A 20,513-nucleotide genomic window follows, 5' to 3' on the forward strand; every position below is an offset into this window, starting at 1 on the left:
TTAGTCCTCCACTACCAGGCCCATGGAACGTGCAGTACCTTCAATGGAGCGAGTCATCGCTTCAATGTCGGAACCAGTCATGTCGGCAGCTTTGGTCTGCGCGATTTCCTGCAGCTGAGCGCGGGAAATTTTACCCACTTTGTCTTTGTTCGGCTTGCCGGAACCAGACTTGATACCAGCCGCTTTCTTCAGCAGAACTGCTGCCGGAGGCGTTTTGGTAACGAAAGTGAAAGAACGGTCAGCGTAAACGGTGATAACAACCGGGATTGGCAGACCTTTTTCCATGGAATCAGTTTTAGCGTTGAACGCTTTGCAGAATTCCATGATGTTCACGCCTTGTTGACCCAGTGCAGGACCTACCGGCGGACTCGGGTTAGCCATACCAGCTGCAACCTGCAGCTTGACATAGGCTTGGACTTTCTTAGCCATTCTAAATTCCTCTAGTTGGGTTATAACGCCTCAAGGAGGCTCCCCGTGATTAAATTCGTTTTACGGATAGGATCCATAAAAACAAAAGGCGCGAAATTGTATTCCAATCTCGCGCCTTGTGCAACGATTAAATCGTCGCTTTTTTGATCGGGGTGTTAGGCTTTTTCAACCTGAGCGAAGTCCAGTTCAACAGGAGTCGCACGACCGAAGATAGATACGGAAACTTTCAGACGAGACTTCTCGTAGTCCACTTCTTCAACCACGCCGTTAAAGTCAGCGAACGGACCGTCGCTAACGCGAACCATTTCACCTGGCTCAAACATCGTTTTCGGACGCGGCTTGTCGCCAACCTGCTGCAGACGGTTCATGATCGCATCAACTTCTTTGTCGCTGATCGGAGCCGGACGGTCAGATGTACCGCCGATAAAGCCCATCACACGCGGTACGCTGCGCACCAAGTGCCAGCTTGCGTCATTCATCACCATCTGGACCAATACATAGCCCGGGAAGAATTTACGTTCGCTCTTGCGACGCTGACCACCACGGATTTCGACCACTTCTTCGGTCGGCACCATGACTTCGCCAAACAGCTCTTCCATATTTTGTAACTTGATATATTCGCGCAGCGATGTAGCTACGCGGCCTTCAAAACCGGAAAACGCCTGAACGACGTACCAGCGCTTTTTAGGGGCTTCAGACATCTTAGAACCTCAGGCCAGTGATAAAGGATACCAGGCGAACCAGAATACCATCCAGTCCCCACAGGATCAGTGACATTACTGCGGTAACCGCAGCCACAATTAATGTGGTGTGCAATGTTTCCTGGCGAGTTGGCCAAATGACCTTACGGACTTCGGTTCTCGCTTCACGGGCAAAAGCAACGGTCGCTTTACCTTTTGTTGTCAACAGCGCGACACCACCCGCTGCGGCAATCAGAATCACTACGGCCAGCGCACGCAGCGGCAGCATCATGTCACGATAGAGGTAGTTGCCAACGATAGCTACAAGCAGCAATACAGCGACAACAACCCACTTCATCGCTTCCAGGCCGCGCCCGCTTCCTTGAGCTTCGGTATTCGCACTCATAAACCAACCTGTCAGAAGTATTCTACAAACATTTTCACCCCGCGTAAGCGAGGCGATCCAAACCGAAATGCTCTGGTGCGTTTCGGACTAAACGCCCTCTTCAGAGCCTGTCTCAGCAATGATTATGACAAATAAAATCACTGATGAGCCAGGTTCTGGTGTGAAAGCGTGCAAAAAGGGCATCAAATGATGCCCTTTTATTGCGCATTGCGTCAAATGTTATTCGGCAATTAGCTCATTACTTTGGCAACAACGCCCGCACCAACAGTACGGCCGCCTTCACGGATTGCGAAACGCAGACCGTCGTCCATCGCGATTGGGTGGATCAGGGTAACAACCATTTTGATGTTGTCGCCCGGCATTACCATCTCAACGCCTTCCGGCAGTTCGATGGTACCAGTCACGTCAGTAGTACGGAAGTAGAACTGCGGACGGTAGCCTTTGAAGAACGGAGTATGACGGCCGCCTTCGTCTTTGGACAGAATGTACACTTCAGATTCGAACTTGGTGTGCGGCTTGATAGAGCCCGGCTTAGCCAGTACCTGACCACGTTCGATTTCTTCACGTTTGATACCACGCAGCAGAACACCAACGTTCTCACCAGCACGGCCTTCGTCCAGCAGTTTGCGGAACATTTCAACGCCAGTACAGGTAGACTTAGCAGTCTCTTTGATACCAACGATTTCAACTTCTTCACCAACTTTGATGATACCGCGCTCTACACGACCGGTAACAACGGTACCACGACCGGAGATGGAGAATACGTCTTCGATAGGCAGCAGGAACGGCTTGTCAATCGCACGCTCTGGTTCCGGGATGTAAGAATCCAGGAAGCCAGCCAGTTCGATGATTTTCGCTTCCCACTCTGCTTCGCCTTCCAGCGCTTTCAGAGCAGAACCACGAACGATCGGAGTGTCGTCGCCCGGGAAATCGTACTGAGACAGAAGTTCACGAACTTCCATTTCTACCAGTTCCAGCAGCTCTTCGTCATCAACCATGTCGCATTTGTTCAGGAACACGATGATGTACGGAACGCCTACCTGACGACCCAGCAGGATGTGCTCACGAGTCTGCGGCATCGGGCCGTCAGTCGCAGCAACAACCAGGATCGCGCCGTCCATCTGCGCAGCACCGGTGATCATGTTTTTAACATAGTCGGCGTGGCCCGGGCAGTCTACGTGTGCGTAGTGGCGAGTCGGGGTGTCATATTCAACGTGAGAAGTGTTGATGGTGATACCACGAGCTTTTTCTTCCGGCGCGTTATCGATCTGGTCGAATGCACGAGCAGCACCGCCGTAGGTTTTAGCCAGTACGGTAGTGATTGCAGCGGTCAGCGTTGTTTTACCATGGTCAACGTGGCCGATAGTACCGACGTTAACGTGCGGTTTTGTACGTTCAAATTTTTCTTTAGACATCGATTGTCCCTCTAAGACACGGATAAATCGGTGATATCACCACATCAACCAGGCCATATGCCTGAGCTGTTGAATGCTTTTAAAAGTAAACAGAGAGAAACGGGAAGGAGAAGTGAAGTGGTGCTGATACCCAGAGTCGAACTGGGGACCTCACCCTTACCAAGGGTGCGCTCTACCAACTGAGCCATATCAGCACGTCTGGAGCGGGCAGCGGGAATCGAACCCGCATCATCAGCTTGGAAGGCTGAGGTAATAGCCATTATACGATGCCCGCATCCTGAAACTCGGCTACCCAGTTCTTTCTGTAATAAAAAAGAGATTTCTCTCTTTTTTATTCGAGCTGATTAATTTTTTAACCAACTCAGGCGGCGATAACGCTGCCAGAAAGTGGTGGTGGGGGAAGGATTCGAACCTTCGAAGTCTGTGACGGCAGATTTACAGTCTGCTCCCTTTGGCCGCTCGGGAACCCCACCGGACTTGATGGTGCCGACTACCGGAATCGAACTGGTGACCTACTGATTACAAGTCAGTTGCTCTACCTACTGAGCTAAGTCGGCATCAAGTAGCGCGCATTTTATGGAGACATGCGCACTCATGCAACTAAAAAATTGCATAAAATGTTCTATCGCTCACATTTTGCGCTATACGACCGATAAATAATCTATTTCTTCTTCGAATTGAACAAATTTCCAACGTCAGCCGCGCTCCCAGAAGGCATTTTGCTCCAGCATGCCGTTATCAATAGAGAGAAAGTGCATCTTTATACATCTGGAATAGCCGTCACATTGCGTTTCAGGGGACGATTTTTTCTTATTATTCCCTCCCATCTGGTGTTACCCTCCTGCCCATTGTCCAAATTAACTGAAATGTGCGTGCCATTGCGTACCGGGGATGATTTCGTTTTTTACCGCAGACCTGATATAGCAATGACAGCCAGACCATGCGTATGAGTATAAAAGAGCAAGCGTTAACGTCGCCTTACCTACAGTTTGATCGCAACCAGTGGGCTGCGCTTCGTGATTCCGTGCCGATGACTCTGACCGAGGAAGAGATTGCTCGTCTGAAAGGCATTAACGAAGACTTATCGCTGGAAGAAGTTGCTGAGATTTATTTACCATTATCGCGTTTGCTAAATTTTTACATCAGTTCGAACCTGCGGCGTCAGGCTGTGCTGGAGCAATTTTTAGGCACCAACGGCGAGCGTATTCCTTATATTATTAGCATTGCTGGCAGCGTCGCCGTCGGCAAAAGTACGACTGCACGTGTGTTGCAAGCGTTACTGAGTCGCTGGCCCGAGCATCGTAAGGTTGAGCTGATCACTACTGACGGTTTTCTTCATCCTAACCAGGTGTTGAAAGATCGTGGGCTCATGAAGAAGAAAGGCTTTCCTCAGTCCTATGATATGCACCGTCTGGTTAAATTCGTTTCCGATTTAAAGTCTGGCGTCCCCAACGTTACAGCACCGGTCTATTCTCATCTGATCTATGATGTGATCCCTGATGGCGACAAAACCGTTGCCCAGCCCGACATATTAATCCTCGAAGGGCTCAATGTATTACAAAGCGGGATGGACTATCCTCACGATCCACATCATGTATTTGTTTCTGACTTTGTCGACTTTTCTATTTATGTTGATGCGCCAGAAGAATTACTCCAGACGTGGTATATCAACCGCTTCCTGAAATTCCGCGAAGGGGCATTTACCAACCCAGACTCTTATTTCCATAACTATGCGAAATTGTCGGAAGACGAGGCAATCAACACGGCTACATCGCTATGGAAAGAAATCAACTGGTTGAATTTAAAACAGAATATTTTACCAACGCGTGAGCGAGCCAGCTTAATCATGACGAAAAGCGCCAATCATGCCGTTGAGCAAGTCAGATTACGAAAATAAAAAATAAAGGGGAGCCATAGCTCCCCTTCTTATTATTCAGCGCTTCTAAGCGATATTTCCCCACCCATCCAGGGTTTTATCACGCCATTTTGTTCGAGTAGTAATGCACCTTGCGCATCTATTCCACGAGATACGCCAAATATTTCTTTATCACCAATAATGAGTTTAACGGGACGGTCGATAAAGTTATCCAGCGCCCTCCAGCGGGACAAATACGGCGCCAGGCCCTCATGCTCAAACAGTACCAGGGCAGCGCGCAGCTCGCGGATCAGTCGGGCAGCCAGAGTATTGCGGTCAATGGTAATACCCGCCTCCTGCAGATTAATCCAGCCTTGATTAACCACATTCTCCTCAACACGACGCATGGACATGTTTATACCCGCCCCAATAACAATCTGTGCGGCATCGCCCGTTTTTCCGGTGAGTTCAACCAGGATCCCTGCCAGTTTACGGTCGAGCAAATAGAGGTCGTTCGGCCATTTAACACGTACTTTATCCGCGCCCAGATCGCGTAAAACCTCAGCCATGACAATACCAATCACCAGGCTCAGGCCAATCGCGGCTGCCGGTCCTTGTTCCAGTCGCCAGAACATTGAAAGGTACAGATTGGCGCCAAAGGGAGAGAACCATTTACGTCCACGACGACCACGACCGGCCTGCTGATACTCAGCGACGCAGGCGTCCCCTGACTCCAGTTGACCAATTCGATCCATCAGGTACTGATTGGTTGAGTCGATAACCGGCAGGACCGTTATATTCCCGCCATCCAGCTGAGAATAAATAAGTGATGAATCTAATAGCTGGATAGGTTCAGGTAAGCTGTATCCTTTACCAGGGACAGTAAATACATCAACACCCCAGTCACGTAGCGTCTGGACATGTTTATTGATTGCCGCACGGCTCATTCCCAGCTTTTCACCGAGTTGCTCACCAGAGTGAAATTCGCCATCGGCTAATAATGAAATAAGCGTCAGGGGGACGGTATTATCCTTCATGCAACGATCTCCACGGCATTCACTTCACCCAGTGGGCCAATAAACCGGACTTCCGGTTCAAGCCAGACATTGAATTTCTCACCGACTTTTTGGCGTACGTGATGCGCCAGTTGCACCACATCCTGACTCGTAGCATGGCCTGCATTGATCAGCACCAGTGCCTGCTGCTGATGTACCGCTGCGCCACCAATGCGCATGCCTTTTAGCTGACATTGATCGATAAGCCAGCCAGCAGCCAGTTTCACAGAGCCATCAGCCTGCGGGTAATGAGGTGCAGTCGGGAATTTCACCAAGAGCTCCTGCGCAATGTCCGCGGTGACAACCGGGTTTTTAAAGAAACTCCCCGCATTCCCGTTTACTTTTGGATCGGGCAGTTTTGTGGTGCGCATATGGCAAACAGAATCAAAAACCTGCCGAGGCGTTACCGTGGCAGGATCAAGACGCGTCAGGTCACCGTATGTGAGAACGGGTTGCCACTGTTTAGGTAAGCGCAGACCAACAGCTACAATCGCAAAACGATCCTGATACTCATGTTTGAAGATACTGTCACGGTAACCAAATCGGCATTCTGCGGCGCTAACGCGCAGATGTTTGCCGGTCGAAAGCTCTACGCAGTCCACGTATTCACAGACGCGCCGCAGTTCTACGCCATAGGCACCAATATTCTGGATCGGCGATGAACCCACGCAGCCGGGGATCAGCGCCAGATTTTCCAGTCCGGGCATGCTTTGCTGCAGCGTATGCTCTACCAGATGATGCCAGTTTTCACCCGCGCCTACGTGCAAATGCCACGCATCAGGTTGTTCTGTAATCGCTATTCCCTTGATACGGTTGACGATCACCGTTCCATGGAAGGCATCAAGAAACAGGACGTTACTCCCTTCACCCAGGATTAGCACTGGATGATGTGATGCATTGGCTGATTGCCAGGCATTTAGTAGTTGTTGCTCATTTTCGGCACAGACAAGCACATTAGCTTGTTGATCGATACCGAAGGTGTTCCAGGCTTTAAGGGAGTGATTCATAGACGCTTTCCTGATGCAAAATCGCGCTTAGTTTACCGTATATGCTGCAGGATGGCTTGTGTTATGGAAGCTTAGGATGTTGCTTTGCAACCGATGAGGCTGCAATCACAGGCAGAATAAGGTTTACAGGCGCCGTATCCGGTAATAACAGACGCTGACCGGATAAGGCGGGGGGTCACATCCGGCAGTTCTCATTCCCTGCAGACGCAAAAAAGCCCATCCGGCAGGATGGGCTTCTTCACTTATTTGATGCCTGGCAGTTCCCTACTCTCGCATGGGGAGACCCCACACTACCATCGGCGCTACGGCGTTTCACTTCTGAGTTCGGCATGGGGTCAGGTGGGACCACCGCGCTACAGCCGCCAGGCAAATTCTGTCTATCAACACACCTCTCGGTCTGTCGATGTAATCTGTATCAAACTGAAAATGATGTCTCTTTCGCCAAAACATCTTCGGCGTTGTAAGGTTAAGCCTCACGGTTCATTAGTATCGGTTAGCTCAACGTATCGCTACGCTTACACACCCGACCTATCAACGTCGTCGTCTTCAACGTTCCTTCAGGACCCTTAAAGGGTCAGGGAGAACTCATCTCGGGGCAAGTTTCGTGCTTAGATGCTTTCAGCACTTATCTCTTCCGCATTTAGCTACCGGGCAATGCCATTGGCATGACAACCCGAACACCAGTGATGCGTCCACTCCGGTCCTCTCGTACTAGGAGCAGCCCCCCTCAATTCTCCAGCGCCCACGGCAGATAGGGACCGAACTGTCTCACGACGTTCTAAACCCAGCTCGCGTACCACTTTAAATGGCGAACAGCCATACCCTTGGGACCTACTTCAGCCCCAGGATGTGATGAGCCGACATCGAGGTGCCAAACACCGCCGTCGATATGAACTCTTGGGCGGTATCAGCCTGTTATCCCCGGAGTACCTTTTATCCGTTGAGCGATGGCCCTTCCATTCAGAACCACCGGATCACTAAGACCTGCTTTCGCACCTGCTCGAGCCGTCACTCTCGCAGTCAAGCTAGCTTATGCCTTTGCACTAACCTCCTGATGTCCGACCAGGATTAGCTAACCTTCGTGCTCCTCCGTTACTCTTTAGGAGGAGACCGCCCCAGTCAAACTACCCACCAGACACTGTCCGCAACCCGGATTACGGGTCTACGTTAGAACACCAGCCATTAAAGGGTGGTATTTCAAGGTTGGCTCCATGCAGACTGGCGTCCACACTTCAAAGCCTCCCACCTATCCTACACATCAAGGACCAGTGTTCAGTGTCAAGCTATAGTAAAGGTTCACGGGGTCTTTCCGTCTTGCCGCGGGTACACTGCATCTTCACAGCGAGTTCAATTTCACTGAGTCTCGGGTGGAGACAGCCTGGCCATCATTACGCCATTCGTGCAGGTCGGAACTTACCCGACAAGGAATTTCGCTACCTTAGGACCGTTATAGTTACGGCCGCCGTTTACCGGGGCTTCGATCAAGAGCTTCTCCTTACGGATAACCCCATCAATTAACCTTCCGGCACCGGGCAGGCGTCACACCGTATACGTCCACTTTCGTGTTTGCACAGTGCTGTGTTTTTAATAAACAGTTGCAGCCAGCTGGTATCTTCGACTGATTTCAGCTCCATGAGTAAATCACTTCACCTACATATCAGCGTGCCTTCTCCCGAAGTTACGGCACCATTTTGCCTAGTTCCTTCACCCGAGTTCTCTCAAGCGCCTTGGTATTCTCTACCTGACCACCTGTGTCGGTTTGGGGTACGATTTCGTGTTACCTGATGCTTAGAGGCTTTTCCTGGAAGCAGGGCATTTGTTACTTCAGCACCGTAGTGCCTCGTCATCACACCTCAGCGTTAACAAGACTCCGGATTTACCTGGAATCTCCGCCTACATGCTTAAACCGGGACAACCGTCGCCCGGCTAACATAGCCTTCTCCGTCCCCCCCTCGCAGTAACACCAAGTACAGGAATATTAACCTGTTTCCCATCGACTACGCCTTTCGGCCTCGCCTTAGGGGTCGACTCACCCTGCCCCGATTAACGTTGGACAGGAACCCTTGGTCTTCCGGCGTGCGGGTTTTTCACCCGCATTATCGTTACTTATGTCAGCATTCGCACTTCTGATACCTCCAGCATGCCTCACAGCACACCTTCAACGGCTTACAGAACGCTCCCCTACCCAACAACACATAGTGTCGCTGCCGCAGCTTCGGTGCATGGTTTAGCCCCGTTACATCTTCCGCGCAGGCCGACTCGACCAGTGAGCTATTACGCTTTCTTTAAATGATGGCTGCTTCTAAGCCAACATCCTGGCTGTCTGTGCCTTCCCACATCGTTTCCCACTTAACCATGACTTTGGGACCTTAGCTGGCGGTCTGGGTTGTTTCCCTCTTCACGACGGACGTTAGCACCCGCCGTGTGTCTCCCGTGATAACATTCTTCGGTATTCGCAGTTTGCATCGGGTTGGTAAGTCGGGATGACCCCCTAGCCGAAACAGTGCTCTACCCCCGAAGATGAATTCACGAGGCGCTACCTAAATAGCTTTCGGGGAGAACCAGCTATCTCCCGGTTTGATTGGCCTTTCACCCCCAGCCACAAGTCATCCGCTAATTTTTCAACATTAGTCGGTTCGGTCCTCCAGTTAGTGTTACCCAACCTTCAACCTGCCCATGGCTAGATCACCGGGTTTCGGGTCTATACCCTGCAACTTAACGCCCAGTTAAGACTCGGTTTCCCTTCGGCTCCCCTATTCGGTTAACCTTGCTACAGAATATAAGTCGCTGACCCATTATACAAAAGGTACGCAGTCACCCCATAAAGAGGCTCCCACTGCTTGTACGTACACGGTTTCAGGTTCTTTTTCACTCCCCTCGCCGGGGTTCTTTTCGCCTTTCCCTCACGGTACTGGTTCACTATCGGTCAGTCAGGAGTATTTAGCCTTGGAGGATGGTCCCCCCATATTCAGACAGGATACCACGTGTCCCGCCCTACTCTTCGAGTTCACAACACATGCACTTTTGTGTACGGGACTATCACCCTGTATCGCCGGACTTTCCAGACCGTTCCACTACCACACATGCTGATTCAGACTCTGGGCTGCTCCCCGTTCGCTCGCCGCTACTGGGGGAATCTCGGTTGATTTCTTTTCCTCGGGGTACTTAGATGTTTCAGTTCCCCCGGTTCGCTTCATTACGCTATGTATTCACGTAATGATAGTGTGACGAATCACACTGGGTTTCCCCATTCGGAAATCGCCGGTTATAACGGTTCATATCACCTTACCGACGCTTATCGCAGATTAGCACGTCCTTCATCGCCTCTGACTGCCAGGGCATCCACCGTGTACGCTTAGTCGCTTAACCTCACAACCCGAAGATGTTTCGTAAAACACTTCAGTGTTGCGAAAATTTGAGAGACTCGGACACACCGCTTTTCATTTCTTGTTTACGGAGAAATGAAACAGTGTGTCGTTTCAATTTTCAGCTTGATCCAGATTTTTAAAGAGCAAAACTTCGCAGTGAACCTTTTCAGGTACACTCTGAAGTTTTCTTGTTTTTTTGCAGTAAAGGATGGTGGAGCTATGCGGGATCGAACCGCAGACCTCCTGCGTGCAAGGCAGGCGCTCTCCCAGCTGAGCTATAACCCCATCGTAAATGCTAATCTCTGTACCCTAATTCGTTTCCGGGCAAGGCGCGGTGGTGCGAAGCATACTGAAGTATGCGAGCATCGCCGTAACACAGCACGGAGGCGAATTTGGTAGGCCTGAGTGGACTTGAACCACCGACCTCACCCTTATCAGGGGTGCGCTCTAACCACCTGAGCTACAAGCCTGCAGAGATTTTCTTACTGCTAATTTTCATCAGACAATCTGTGTGAGCACTACAAAGAACGTTTCTTTAAGGTAAGGAGGTGATCCAACCGCAGGTTCCCCTACGGTTACCTTGTTACGACTTCACCCCAGTCATGAATCACAAAGTGGTAAGCGCCCTCCCGAAGGTTAAGCTACCTACTTCTTTTGCAACCCACTCCCATGGTGTGACGGGCGGTGTGTACAAGGCCCGGGAACGTATTCACCGTGGCATTCTGATCCACGATTACTAGCGATTCCGACTTCATGGAGTCGAGTTGCAGACTCCAATCCGGACTACGACATACTTTATGAGGTCCGCTTGCTCTCGCGAGGTCGCTTCTCTTTGTATATGCCATTGTAGCACGTGTGTAGCCCTACTCGTAAGGGCCATGATGACTTGACGTCATCCCCACCTTCCTCCAGTTTATCACTGGCAGTCTCCTTTGAGTTCCCGGCCGAACCGCTGGCAACAAAGGATAAGGGTTGCGCTCGTTGCGGGACTTAACCCAACATTTCACAACACGAGCTGACGACAGCCATGCAGCACCTGTCTCAGAGTTCCCGAAGGCACCAAAGCATCTCTGCTAAGTTCTCTGGATGTCAAGAGTAGGTAAGGTTCTTCGCGTTGCATCGAATTAAACCACATGCTCCACCGCTTGTGCGGGCCCCCGTCAATTCATTTGAGTTTTAACCTTGCGGCCGTACTCCCCAGGCGGTCGACTTAACGCGTTAGCTCCGGAAGCCACGCCTCAAGGGCACAACCTCCAAGTCGACATCGTTTACGGCGTGGACTACCAGGGTATCTAATCCTGTTTGCTCCCCACGCTTTCGCACCTGAGCGTCAGTCTTTGTCCAGGGGGCCGCCTTCGCCACCGGTATTCCTCCAGATCTCTACGCATTTCACCGCTACACCTGGAATTCTACCCCCCTCTACAAGACTCTAGCCTGCCAGTTTCGGATGCAGTTCCCAGGTTGAGCCCGGGGATTTCACATCCGACTTGACAGACCGCCTGCGTGCGCTTTACGCCCAGTAATTCCGATTAACGCTTGCACCCTCCGTATTACCGCGGCTGCTGGCACGGAGTTAGCCGGTGCTTCTTCTGCGAGTAACGTCAATTGCTGCGGTTATTAACCACAACACCTTCCTCCTCGCTGAAAGTACTTTACAACCCGAAGGCCTTCTTCATACACGCGGCATGGCTGCATCAGGCTTGCGCCCATTGTGCAATATTCCCCACTGCTGCCTCCCGTAGGAGTCTGGACCGTGTCTCAGTTCCAGTGTGGCTGGTCATCCTCTCAGACCAGCTAGGGATCGTCGCCTAGGTGAGCCGTTACCCCACCTACTAGCTAATCCCATCTGGGCACATCCGATGGCAAGAGGCCCGAAGGTCCCCCTCTTTGGTCTTGCGACGTTATGCGGTATTAGCTACCGTTTCCAGTAGTTATCCCCCTCCATCGGGCAGTTTCCCAGACATTACTCACCCGTCCGCCACTCGTCACCCAAGGAGCAAGCTCCTCTGTGCTACCGTTCGACTTGCATGTGTTAGGCCTGCCGCCAGCGTTCAATCTGAGCCATGATCAAACTCTTCAATTTAAGTTTGATGCTCGTGAATTAAACTTCGTAATGAATTACGTGTTCACTCAGAGACTTGGTATTCATTTTTCGTCTTGCGACGTTAAGAATCCGTATCTTCGAGTGCCCACACAGATTGTCTGATAAATTGTTAAAGAGCAGTTGCGACGCGCTTTAGCGCTCTGTCGCGAGGTCCCGTATATTACGTTTTCCTCATTCAGAGTCAAGCATTTATTTTTGCTTTTCTCTGCGAGATCCTCAGTGGAACCCCGCTGACCCGGCGGTTTGTAATCCGTTGTTCCGTGTCAGTGGAGGCGCATTATAGGGAGTTATTTCAGGCTGACAAGGGGAAATTTAAAATAATCTTCCGAGTGCCTATTTTTCCACCAAAACAGCCTAAACAGCCAGTTTTTCGAGCGTCTTAAAGCCATAACGCTGCAGCACGGGCAATAATTGTTCGGCTTCTGCCGTCATTGCCATGCAGAATGCGACATTCTCATCAGTTGATTTCGCGTCTGGCGCTTCATGTTCTAATAACCAGGCCGTACGACGCGCAATCGCGGCACCAGAATCCACCAGCCGCGTCCCCTCGGGCAGGACCTGTAAAAGTTCTTCCCGTAATAGAGGGAAATGGGTGCATCCGAGCACCACTGTGTCAGGTGGTTCCGACATCCGCAGCCAAGGGCGCAGGACACGACGCAGTTCTTCCAGAGAAATGGTTTCACCGTGCAGCTTCGCTTCCGCCAGTTCCACCAGCTCAGCGGAACCCAGCATCGCTATCTGACATTCGTTAGCAAACCGTGCAATCAACTCATGGGTATATGAACGCTTCACCGTTGCACGCGTAGCCAGCAGTCCCACCACACCATTCGCCGTGAGTCGCGCCGCCGGTTTAATAGCAGGCACCACGCCCACAACCGGAAAGGCAAATTTCTCACGTAATGCAGGGAGAGATACCGTGCTTGCTGTATTACATGCGATGACCGCAAGAGAGAGGGGATAGCGCTGCTGGACCGCAGTCACAATCTCAACAACACGTTCGACGATAAACTCCTCGCTCTTCTCTCCATAAGGAAAGGCGACGTTGTCGAAAGCGTATATATAGTGGAGATCCGGCAGAAGACGCCGGATCTCGTCATAGACCGACAACCCACCGACGCCGGAATCAAACACCAGCACGGTGGGACGCGGATCAGAAAGTGTAGCTGCCAGACAAGGTGTATTCCCGTCCTGCAGTTGCGTAGCCATAAACTGTCTCGTAATCTTTATCGAACAGGTTGGCGATTTTACCACGAACTGTCAGCTGTGAGGTGATTGGATATGACACGCCAAGATCCCACAGGCTAACCCCACCCATTTTTACCGGCTGGTAGGTTACGTAGTCAGTGTCATAACGCGTTCCCAGGTAATGATACGTCAGGCCCCAGTCAAAATCATAAACCTGCCAGTCGAGCTGGTACTTCACCTGGTTTTTAGAACGCCGTGCGAGCGGCTTGTCCGTAATCGCATTGCGCGAATCGACATAATCGTAGCTCAGCGTATGTGCCAACGGCCCGGTATCAAAGTTTGCGGTCGCTTCCACACCTTTAATACGAACTTTACCTTCGTTAAAGTATTTCTCGGTATGCGGGTCGTAATCGATCATGTCGTCAATATCATTACGATATCCGGATACACGCCAGTTCACGCCCGCCGTTAAGCCTTCAAACGCCCCTTCCCATTGCTTACTTTGTTCAGGATCCAGGTTCGAATTGCCGTAATAACCATGCAACTGTCCGAGATTAGGCGCTTTGTAAGATGTACCGTAGGACGCAATAAAGCGATAGCCTTCAATAAACTCCCATCCGGCGCTGGTCTGCCATGTGCCATGACGGCCAAACTCGGAGTTATCATCACTGCGCGCCGCACCTTCAAAGGTAAAGTCGCCCAGTTGCTGCAACCCGGTCAGGTAGAGACCCGTATTACGCTGATCGTAACCGTCCGTGACATACCCGGTGCCAGGCGTCGTGGTTTGCTTTTGCCAGTCAACGCCTGCGCCTACGTTACCGTGACCAAGCACCATACTGTTGGACCACTGAACATTATATTGCTTCATATCATCCAGTGTGGCCGAGGAGTCATAGCGGCCATAATCCGGATCATAGTTGTAATCTTTACTATGGCTATAGCTGGAAACCAGTTGTGACTGGATAAGCTCGCCATTAAAGCGCAGCCCGGCATCCCAGCTTTGGCTATAGAGCTGACGGGTATCCACTAACGGCGTCCCAGGATAATAATACGCGTCATAATCTGTTCGGTTATCATAGCCGTAGCCGCGAACAAACCCGCTCCATGTATCGGAAAAGTTATGTTCCAGCGCGCCATACAGCGTCTTACTTAAGAAACCGTCTTTGTCGGGCTGAGCCTGAGAGCCAGTGCTACCGTATGCGACAACATCAAAACCTTTGGTATAGGCATAATCGCCCATTAATGTGACGCGCGTATTTTCGCCAAGCTGTTGTTGGGTTGAGACATCATAATTCTGATACCCATTGCTCCCCACACCGGCAGTGAGTTCCGTCCCCGGCTTTTCACGCGTGGTAATGATATTCACCACACCGCCAATCGCATCAGAACCATAAACCGCCGAACGCGGCCCACGAATGTATTCGATACGTTGCACTAACGAGACTGGGAACTGGCTAAGATCGGCTGCGCCGCTAACCCCTGCCAGGTTCAGACGCACGCCGTCAATCAACACCAGCACATGGCTGGCGTTGGTGCCGCGAATAGAAATAGACGAATTTTGTCCCATACCACCGTATTGGGCGATATCCACGCCCGGCAGGCGACGAAGCACATCATTGACGGAAGTGGATTGCCAGCGATCGATATCCTGACGCGTAACAACGGTGATAGGGGCAAGTACAGCGCTACGAGGCTGCTGAAAACGGTTGGCAGTGACGACGAGAGTATCTGGGCTAGTGTCCTGCGCCCAACCAGAAAATGCCGTGACGGAGAGCGCCGTCAGCAGCGAAGCTTTTTTAATCATTGTAAAGCATCCACAATATAAGAAGGATGCCGCAGGTCCCACCGATAGTACGCGATGATGAAAACCAGATGCGACGTTAGCCGGCAGGTCTTCGGGCTTGGAGGCAACTTAAAGAGATGATGACTTCCCACGGCAAGCCGCAGTGTCTGCACCAAGTGCGATCATCTCCTACCTTCCTTACCGCTGCGCGTCAGCTCCAGATTCACACTGGATTCCCTTTTAACTCACAGGACCGGAAAACGGATGCTACAGTTTGTTACAACCTGGTGTCCAGACCGTGCATCACAATATCGGAAATCATCAATGACTGGACATCTGTTGAGCAATCCCTACAATCCCCGCGTACTTTTATTTTTCAGGACGCATCATGACCCCCGAACACCTTCCGACAGAACAGTACGACGCCCAGTTAGCTGAAAAAGTAGTGCGTCTGCAGAGCTTAATGACGCCATTTTATGCACAGGCTCCGGAAGTGTTTCGCTCGCCGGTCAGCCACTACCGTATGCGCGCGGAATTTCGTCTGTGGCATGACGGGGATGATCTGTACCACATCATGTTTGACAGCCAGACCAAAAGCCGTATCCGCGTCGACAGTTTCCCGGCGGCCAGCGAGCTTATCAACACGCTGATGGCGGCAATGATCGACGGCGTTCGCAACAACCACGTCCTGCGCCACAAACTGTTCCAGATTGATTACCTCACTACCCTGAGCGATCAGGCGGTGATATCGATGCTGTACCATAAAAAGCTGGATGATGAATGGCGTCAGGAAGCTGAAGCGCTGCGGGATGCGTTACGGGCGCAAAACCTGAACGTGCATCTGATTGGCCGGGCAACCAAAACCAAAATCGAGCTGGACCAGGATTACATTGACGAACGCTTGCCGGTTGCGGGTAAAGAGATTATCTACCGCCAGGTTGAGAACAGCTTCACCCAGCCGAATGCCGCCATGAATATTCAGATGCTGGAATGGGCGATTGATGTCACCAGGGGATCAAAAGGCGACCTGCTTGAGCTGTACTGCGGCAATGGCAATTTCTCGTTAGCCCTCGCACAAAACTTCAACCGCGTGCTGGCCACTGAAATCGCTAAGCCGTCCGTGGCTGCTGCGCAATACAACATTGCGGCTAACCATATTGATAACGTACAAATTATCCGCATGGCGGCCGAAGAGTTTACTCAGGCGATGAACGGGGTTCGTGAGTTCAACCGTTTGCAGGGAATCGATCTGAAGAGTTACCAGTGTGAAACCATTTTCGTTGATCCACCGCGCAGCGGTCTGGACAGCGAAACAAAGAAAATGGTGCAGGCGTACCCGCGAATTCTGTACATCTCCTGTAACCCAGAGACATTGTGTAAGAACCTGGAAACGTTAAGCCAGACGCACAATGTTTCACGCCTGGCTCTGTTCGATCAGTTCCCGTATACGCACCATATGGAGTGCGGAGTATTACTGACCGCCAAGTAAATGATGTCCTGGCCGGGGGCGCTTCGCTTGCCCGGCCTACAAATATTACTCCACGATTTCCTGTCTACGGTTACGCACTTTAAAGCCGATCCAGAACACCAGAATCACCGACAGAACCGCTGGGAAGAAGTTTGAGCCAATATCCGGATATTCAGCGCGCACCACAGTGCTGTACAACAGAACGCCGAGAATAAAACAGGCGGCGGCCAGGCCCGGTAACCCCACAGGCATGGTGCGGTTTTGATAGCGTTGATGCAGACAATAAACCGTCAGCACCAGCGAAATAATTGGGAATACTGAGAATGGCACAATGGAGCTAAACAGCGCCGCAAATGTGCCATTGATCGATAAGCCAGCAACCAGCGCCAGCAGCAGCGTACCTTTATCTTGACCTGACTGTTTCATTGCTCGTCCTTCTCGTTACTCGGAGTGATGCGTCATCTTCTCTTGTTCACGGCGATACCAATAAAATGCGCCCTTCGCGATCATGCGCAGTTGCAATACCAGCCGTTCTTCCAGCTGTCGACGCTGCTCGGCGCCAACATCCAGTGCTTCTGCCCCGGCGCTGAACACAATGGTGACCATGGCTTCGGCCTGCGCTTCAGTAAACGCACGAGGCATATGGTTTTCGAGTTCGAGATAGTCCGCAAGTTCCGCAATGAAGTGCTGAATTTCACGAGCAACCGCTGCGCGAAACGCTGCGGAGGTTCCCGAACGCTCGCGCAATAATAAACGGAAGGCGTTGGGATTGTTGCCGATGAACTCCATAAATGTTGAGACCGAGGTGCGGATCACACTCCCGCCCTTCGCGATACGCTGACGCGCCTGACGCATCAACTGACGCAGCATCAAACCACTCTCATCCACCATCGTCAGGCCGAGTTCATCCACATCGCGGAAATGGCGATAAAACGAGGTTGGCGCAATGCCCGCTTCACGAGCGACTTCGCGTAAACTGAGGCTGGCAAAACTACGCTCAGCGCTGAGTTGACTAAATGCGGCTTCTACCAGCGAACGCCGGGTTTTTTCTTTTTGTTGCGCTCTAACGCCCATCACGATGTCTGAATCCTTCCACATACCTTGCTGGCACTATACCAGAGATTAGGCGGTTGGCATGGCTTTGTGAATGATTGTTTACGCGCAGTTTGTGCTTCGGGTTCGCAAAAAAGCACAACGATAATTGGGTTATCCCGACAACGATGTTACTATTCTGTTGCTTTTATGTATAAGAACAGGTAAGCCTGACCATGTCACATTCCTACGATTACGATGCAATAGTAATAGGTTCCGGTCCCGGCGGCGAAGGCGCTGCAATGGGTCTGGTTAAGCAAGGAGCGCGCGTCGCGGTGATTGAGCGCTATCATAACGTCGGCGGAGGCTGTACCCACTGGGGGACCATCCCGTCGAAAGCCCTCCGCCACGCCGTCAGCCGTATTATTGAATTCAATCAGAACCCACTTTACAGCGACCACTCCCGACTCCTTCGTTCTTCTTTCGCCGATATTCTCAACCACGCTGATAACGTTATTAATCAGCAAACGCGTATGCGGCAAGGATTTTACGAGCGCAACCACTGTGAAATTTTGCAGGGAAATGCCCGTTTTGTTGATGAACACACACTCGCCCTTGAATGCCACGACGGCACGGTGGAAACGCTGACCGCGGATAAGTTCATCATCGCCTGTGGTTCACGCCCCTATCATCCGGTGGATGTCGACTTTTCCCATCCCCGGGTTTATGACAGCGACTCTATCCTGAGCCTGCACCATGAACCCCGCCATGTTTTGATTTATGGCGCGGGAGTAATTGGCTGCGAATATGCGTCGATCTTCCGTGGAATGGACGTCAAAGTCGATTTAATCAACACCCGCGATCGTCTGCTTGCGTTCCTCGATCAAGAGATGTCCGACTCGCTCTCTTACCACTTCTGGAACAGCGGTGTGGTCATTCGCCACAACGAAGAGTACGAGAAGATTGAAGGTTGCGATGACGGCGTCATCATGCATCTGAAATCCGGTAAGAAACTGAAAGCCGACTGCCTGTTGTACGCCAATGGCCGTACCGGGAATACCGATTCGCTGGCGCTGGAAAATATTGGGCTGAAAACCGACAGCCGCGGACAGTTGAAGGTCAACAGCATGTACCAGACGGCGCTGCCGCACGTGTATGCCGTAGGAGATGTGATCGGCTATCCGAGTCTGGCATCGGCGGCCTACGATCAGGGACGCATTGCCGCCCAGGCATTAGTAAAAGGCGAAGCTACCGCGCATCTGATCGAAGATATCCCGACCGGGATTTATACCATTCCGGAAATCAGCTCCGTCGGGAAAACCGAGCAGCAGCTTACGGCCATGAAAGTTCCATACGAGGTTGGCCGCGCCCAGTTTAAACATCTGGCACGTGCGCAAATCGTGGGTATGAGTGTCGGAACGCTGAAGATCCTGTTCCATCGCGAAACGAAAGAGATTCTGGGGATCCACTGCTTTGGGGAACGCGCGGCCGAAATTATTCACATCGGTCAGGCGATAATGGAGCAAAAAGGTGGTGGTAACACCATCGAATACTTCGTTAACACCACCTTTAACTACCCAACCATGGCGGAAGCCTATCGGGTAGCAGCGCTAAATGGCTTAAACCGCCTGTTTTAACGCACTGTCGAAATGGCCATCCATTGACCCACGGATGGCCTCTGCCAGCTGTTCATAACGGCTGCGCAGCGGCGAACCTGGACGATACACCAGGCCAATCGTACGGCGCGGTTCAGGCTTGATGCAGGGCAGATAGACAACGCCATCACGCTTACGCTCCGGCGGCACGGCCAGCGCAGGCAGTAAGGTAATACCGCTGCCTGCCGCCACCATGTTACGCAGCGTTTCCAGACTGGTCGCCCGGAAATGAGTATCCTCATCAGCACCCGCTTCAAAGCAGAAGCCCATCGCCTGATCGCGCAGGCAGTGGCCATCCTCTAGCATCAGCAGTTTCTCACCCGCCAGATCGGACATCGGCACACAGTCGCGGTTTGCCCATGGGTGATCTTCATAGATCGCCAGCAGCATAGGCTCATCAAATAACGGTACTTCGATGAACGCCTCACTCTCTTTCACCAGCGCCAGAATGACGCAGTCGAGCTTACCGCTATCCAGTTGCGCCAACAGCTGATGCGTCTGCGCCTCATGGAGATACATTTCCAGTTTTGGGAAGGTCTGGTGCAACATAGGAATAATATGCGGCAGCAGGTATGGCCCCACCGTTGGGATCAAACCAATATGCAGCGGTCCAGACATTGTCTCGCCTTGTTGGCTTGCCATCTCCTTGAGCACTTTGACCTCGCGCAGCACGGTGCGCGCCTGATCCACCAGCAGTAAACCTGCCTGAGTGAACAGCACTTTGCGACTCGTACGCTCCAGCAGCATGACGCCAAGCTCATCTTCCAGCTTGCGGATCTGTCCGCTCAGCGTTGGCTGACTAACGTGACAGGAGTCTGCCGCTCGTCGGAAGTGACGATGTTCGGCTAGCGCCACCAGGTATTCAAGATCACGAATATTCATTATTCATCCTCCATCGCCACGATAGTTCGTAGCGATAGGTAGAATAGCAACGAACGATTATCCCTATCAAGCTTTCTGTTTAATAATGCACCACAGAAACGGAACGGTACCCCTTTAACCCTTGAAGCTACTGTCCGTTTTGAGAGTTTCTCTCATACTCGAAATAACTAAAGCCAACGTGAACTTTTG

Annotated in this window: 14 protein-coding genes, 6 tRNA genes, 3 rRNA genes, 1 pseudogene and 1 riboswitch; of the genes and pseudogenes, 4 read left to right on the top strand and 20 right to left on the bottom strand. The window is 51.6% G+C overall.

Features of this window, described 5'->3' with window-relative positions:
• The 8 genes from rplK to HV350_RS23400 all read right to left on the bottom strand — a co-directional run bounded on the left by rplK (nt 1) and on the right by HV350_RS23400 (nt 3,487).
• Nucleotides 1–429: a 50S ribosomal protein L11 gene (gene rplK, locus HV350_RS23365; protein ID WP_003033122.1), complete on the bottom strand. Its 429-nt coding sequence runs from the start codon at nt 427–429 to the stop codon at nt 1–3.
• 155 nt (nt 430–584) lie between these two features.
• Nucleotides 585–1,130, bottom strand: coding sequence for a transcription termination/antitermination protein NusG (gene nusG / locus HV350_RS23370; RefSeq protein WP_003033125.1), 546 nt, complete (start codon nt 1,128–1,130; stop codon nt 585–587).
• A gap of 1 nt (nt 1,131) precedes the next feature.
• The gene (gene secE, locus HV350_RS23375; protein WP_003033128.1) at nt 1,132–1,515 is read right to left on the bottom strand and encodes a preprotein translocase subunit SecE; all 384 of its coding nucleotides are present in this window, start codon (nt 1,513–1,515) and stop codon (nt 1,132–1,134) included.
• A 230-nt stretch (nt 1,516–1,745) separates the two neighbouring features.
• Nucleotides 1,746–2,930, bottom strand: a complete 1,185-nt coding sequence (gene tuf, locus HV350_RS23380; RefSeq protein ID WP_003031109.1) for an elongation factor Tu — start codon at nt 2,928–2,930, stop codon at nt 1,746–1,748.
• Nucleotides 2,931–3,048: 118 nt separating this feature from the next.
• A tRNA-Thr gene (locus HV350_RS23385) sits at nt 3,049–3,124 on the bottom strand.
• A 5-nt stretch (nt 3,125–3,129) separates the two neighbouring features.
• Nucleotides 3,130–3,204, bottom strand: a tRNA-Gly gene (locus HV350_RS23390).
• A gap of 114 nt (nt 3,205–3,318) precedes the next feature.
• Nucleotides 3,319–3,403, bottom strand: a tRNA-Tyr gene (locus tag HV350_RS23395).
• 8 nt (nt 3,404–3,411) lie between these two features.
• A tRNA-Thr gene (locus HV350_RS23400) sits at nt 3,412–3,487 on the bottom strand.
• Nucleotides 3,488–3,506: 19 nt separating this feature from the next.
• Here HV350_RS23400 and HV350_RS26750 point away from each other — a divergent pair.
• Together HV350_RS26750 and coaA are read left to right on the top strand one after the other, a co-directional pair.
• Nucleotides 3,507–3,575, top strand: a pseudogene (locus tag HV350_RS26750) (hypothetical protein); the annotation flags it as partial.
• A 301-nt stretch (nt 3,576–3,876) separates the two neighbouring features.
• Entirely contained in the window at nt 3,877–4,827 is a 951-nt protein-coding gene (gene coaA, locus HV350_RS23405; RefSeq protein WP_003031107.1) for a type I pantothenate kinase, read from the top strand.
• Between the two features lie 32 nt (nt 4,828–4,859).
• Here coaA and birA read toward each other — a convergent pair whose 3' ends face one another.
• The 9 genes from birA to btuB form a co-directional block, all read right to left on the bottom strand.
• The gene (gene birA, locus HV350_RS23410; protein ID WP_047498825.1) at nt 4,860–5,822 is read right to left on the bottom strand and encodes a bifunctional biotin--[acetyl-CoA-carboxylase] ligase/biotin operon repressor BirA; all 963 of its coding nucleotides are present in this window, start codon (nt 5,820–5,822) and stop codon (nt 4,860–4,862) included.
• A complete protein-coding gene (gene murB / locus HV350_RS23415) occupies nt 5,819–6,847 on the bottom strand; it encodes a UDP-N-acetylmuramate dehydrogenase (RefSeq protein WP_047414898.1) in 1,029 nt (342 codons plus the stop codon). Before murB ends, birA begins: the two co-directional genes overlap by 4 nt.
• A 251-nt stretch (nt 6,848–7,098) precedes the next feature.
• A 5S ribosomal RNA gene (rrf, locus tag HV350_RS23420) occupies nt 7,099–7,214 on the bottom strand.
• A gap of 95 nt (nt 7,215–7,309) precedes the next feature.
• Nucleotides 7,310–10,216: ribosomal RNA gene (locus HV350_RS23425) — 23S ribosomal RNA — on the bottom strand.
• Nucleotides 10,217–10,424: 208 nt separating this feature from the next.
• Nucleotides 10,425–10,500, bottom strand: a tRNA-Ala gene (locus tag HV350_RS23430).
• Between the two features lie 108 nt (nt 10,501–10,608).
• Nucleotides 10,609–10,685, bottom strand: a tRNA-Ile gene (locus HV350_RS23435).
• Between the two features lie 71 nt (nt 10,686–10,756).
• Nucleotides 10,757–12,298: ribosomal RNA gene (locus HV350_RS23440) — 16S ribosomal RNA — on the bottom strand.
• The 16S, 23S and 5S rRNA genes sit together here with 2 tRNA genes alongside, the layout of an rRNA operon.
• 375 nt (nt 12,299–12,673) lie before the next feature.
• Nucleotides 12,674–13,525, bottom strand: a complete 852-nt coding sequence (gene murI, locus HV350_RS23445) for a glutamate racemase (protein ID WP_046276418.1) — start codon at nt 13,523–13,525, stop codon at nt 12,674–12,676.
• Nucleotides 13,470–15,308 carry a TonB-dependent vitamin B12 receptor BtuB gene (btuB, locus tag HV350_RS23450; protein WP_103848124.1) on the bottom strand — a complete coding sequence of 613 codons (1,839 nt, stop codon included), beginning with the start codon at nt 15,306–15,308 and terminating at the stop codon, nt 13,470–13,472. The genes murI and btuB overlap by 56 nt, the downstream gene beginning before the upstream one ends.
• Nucleotides 15,309–15,372: 64 nt before the next feature.
• A riboswitch (cobalamin riboswitch) is annotated at nt 15,373–15,560 on the bottom strand.
• Nucleotides 15,561–15,675: 115 nt separating this feature from the next.
• On the opposite strand from btuB, the gene trmA reads away from it, so the two are divergent.
• On the top strand, nt 15,676–16,776 hold the full coding sequence (trmA, locus tag HV350_RS23455; RefSeq protein WP_181629409.1) for a tRNA (uridine(54)-C5)-methyltransferase TrmA: 1,101 nt from the start codon (nt 15,676–15,678) through the stop codon (nt 16,774–16,776).
• Nucleotides 16,777–16,821: 45 nt separating this feature from the next.
• Here trmA and HV350_RS23460 read toward each other — a convergent pair whose 3' ends face one another.
• Both HV350_RS23460 and fabR read right to left on the bottom strand, forming a co-directional pair.
• The gene (locus HV350_RS23460; RefSeq protein ID WP_016155292.1) at nt 16,822–17,181 is read right to left on the bottom strand and encodes a YijD family membrane protein; all 360 of its coding nucleotides are present in this window, start codon (nt 17,179–17,181) and stop codon (nt 16,822–16,824) included.
• 15 nt (nt 17,182–17,196) lie between these two features.
• Nucleotides 17,197–17,832 (bottom strand): HTH-type transcriptional repressor FabR, encoded by a 636-nt coding sequence (fabR, locus tag HV350_RS23465; protein ID WP_003028862.1) that lies wholly within the window; start codon nt 17,830–17,832, stop codon nt 17,197–17,199.
• A 191-nt stretch (nt 17,833–18,023) separates the two neighbouring features.
• On the opposite strand from fabR, the gene sthA reads away from it, so the two are divergent.
• The gene (sthA, locus tag HV350_RS23470) at nt 18,024–19,424 is read left to right on the top strand and encodes a Si-specific NAD(P)(+) transhydrogenase (protein ID WP_016155291.1); all 1,401 of its coding nucleotides are present in this window, start codon (nt 18,024–18,026) and stop codon (nt 19,422–19,424) included.
• Here sthA and oxyR read toward each other — a convergent pair.
• Complete coding sequence (oxyR, locus tag HV350_RS23475) at nt 19,407–20,324, bottom strand: DNA-binding transcriptional regulator OxyR (RefSeq protein ID WP_003028858.1); 918 nt, start codon at nt 20,322–20,324, stop codon at nt 19,407–19,409. The genes sthA and oxyR overlap by 18 nt on opposite strands.
• Nucleotides 20,325–20,513: the final 189 nt, after the last annotated feature.

Origin of the sequence: Citrobacter sp. RHBSTW-01013, assembly GCF_013781985.1 — a bacterium.
Taxonomy (GTDB): Bacteria; Pseudomonadota; Gammaproteobacteria; order Enterobacterales; family Enterobacteriaceae; genus Citrobacter; species Citrobacter braakii.

Coding starts and splice junctions, on each gene's coding strand:
- secE (WP_003033128.1), bottom strand. CDS start 1,515: ATGAGTGCGAATACCGAAGCTCAAGGAAGCGGGCGCGGCCTGGAAGCG.
- murI (WP_046276418.1), bottom strand. CDS start 13,525: ATGGCTACGCAACTGCAGGACGGGAATACACCTTGTCTGGCAGCTACA.
- trmA (WP_181629409.1), top strand. CDS start 15,676: ATGACCCCCGAACACCTTCCGACAGAACAGTACGACGCCCAGTTAGCT.
- btuB (WP_103848124.1), bottom strand. CDS start 15,308: ATGATTAAAAAAGCTTCGCTGCTGACGGCGCTCTCCGTCACGGCATTT.
- tuf (WP_003031109.1), bottom strand. CDS start 2,930: ATGTCTAAAGAAAAATTTGAACGTACAAAACCGCACGTTAACGTCGGT.
- sthA (WP_016155291.1), top strand. CDS start 18,024: ATGTCACATTCCTACGATTACGATGCAATAGTAATAGGTTCCGGTCCC.
- nusG (WP_003033125.1), bottom strand. CDS start 1,130: ATGTCTGAAGCCCCTAAAAAGCGCTGGTACGTCGTTCAGGCGTTTTCC.
- coaA (WP_003031107.1), top strand. CDS start 3,877: ATGAGTATAAAAGAGCAAGCGTTAACGTCGCCTTACCTACAGTTTGAT.
- birA (WP_047498825.1), bottom strand. CDS start 5,822: ATGAAGGATAATACCGTCCCCCTGACGCTTATTTCATTATTAGCCGAT.
- HV350_RS23460 (WP_016155292.1), bottom strand. CDS start 17,181: ATGAAACAGTCAGGTCAAGATAAAGGTACGCTGCTGCTGGCGCTGGTT.
- rplK (WP_003033122.1), bottom strand. CDS start 429: ATGGCTAAGAAAGTCCAAGCCTATGTCAAGCTGCAGGTTGCAGCTGGT.
- oxyR (WP_003028858.1), bottom strand. CDS start 20,324: ATGAATATTCGTGATCTTGAATACCTGGTGGCGCTAGCCGAACATCGT.
- murB (WP_047414898.1), bottom strand. CDS start 6,847: ATGAATCACTCCCTTAAAGCCTGGAACACCTTCGGTATCGATCAACAA.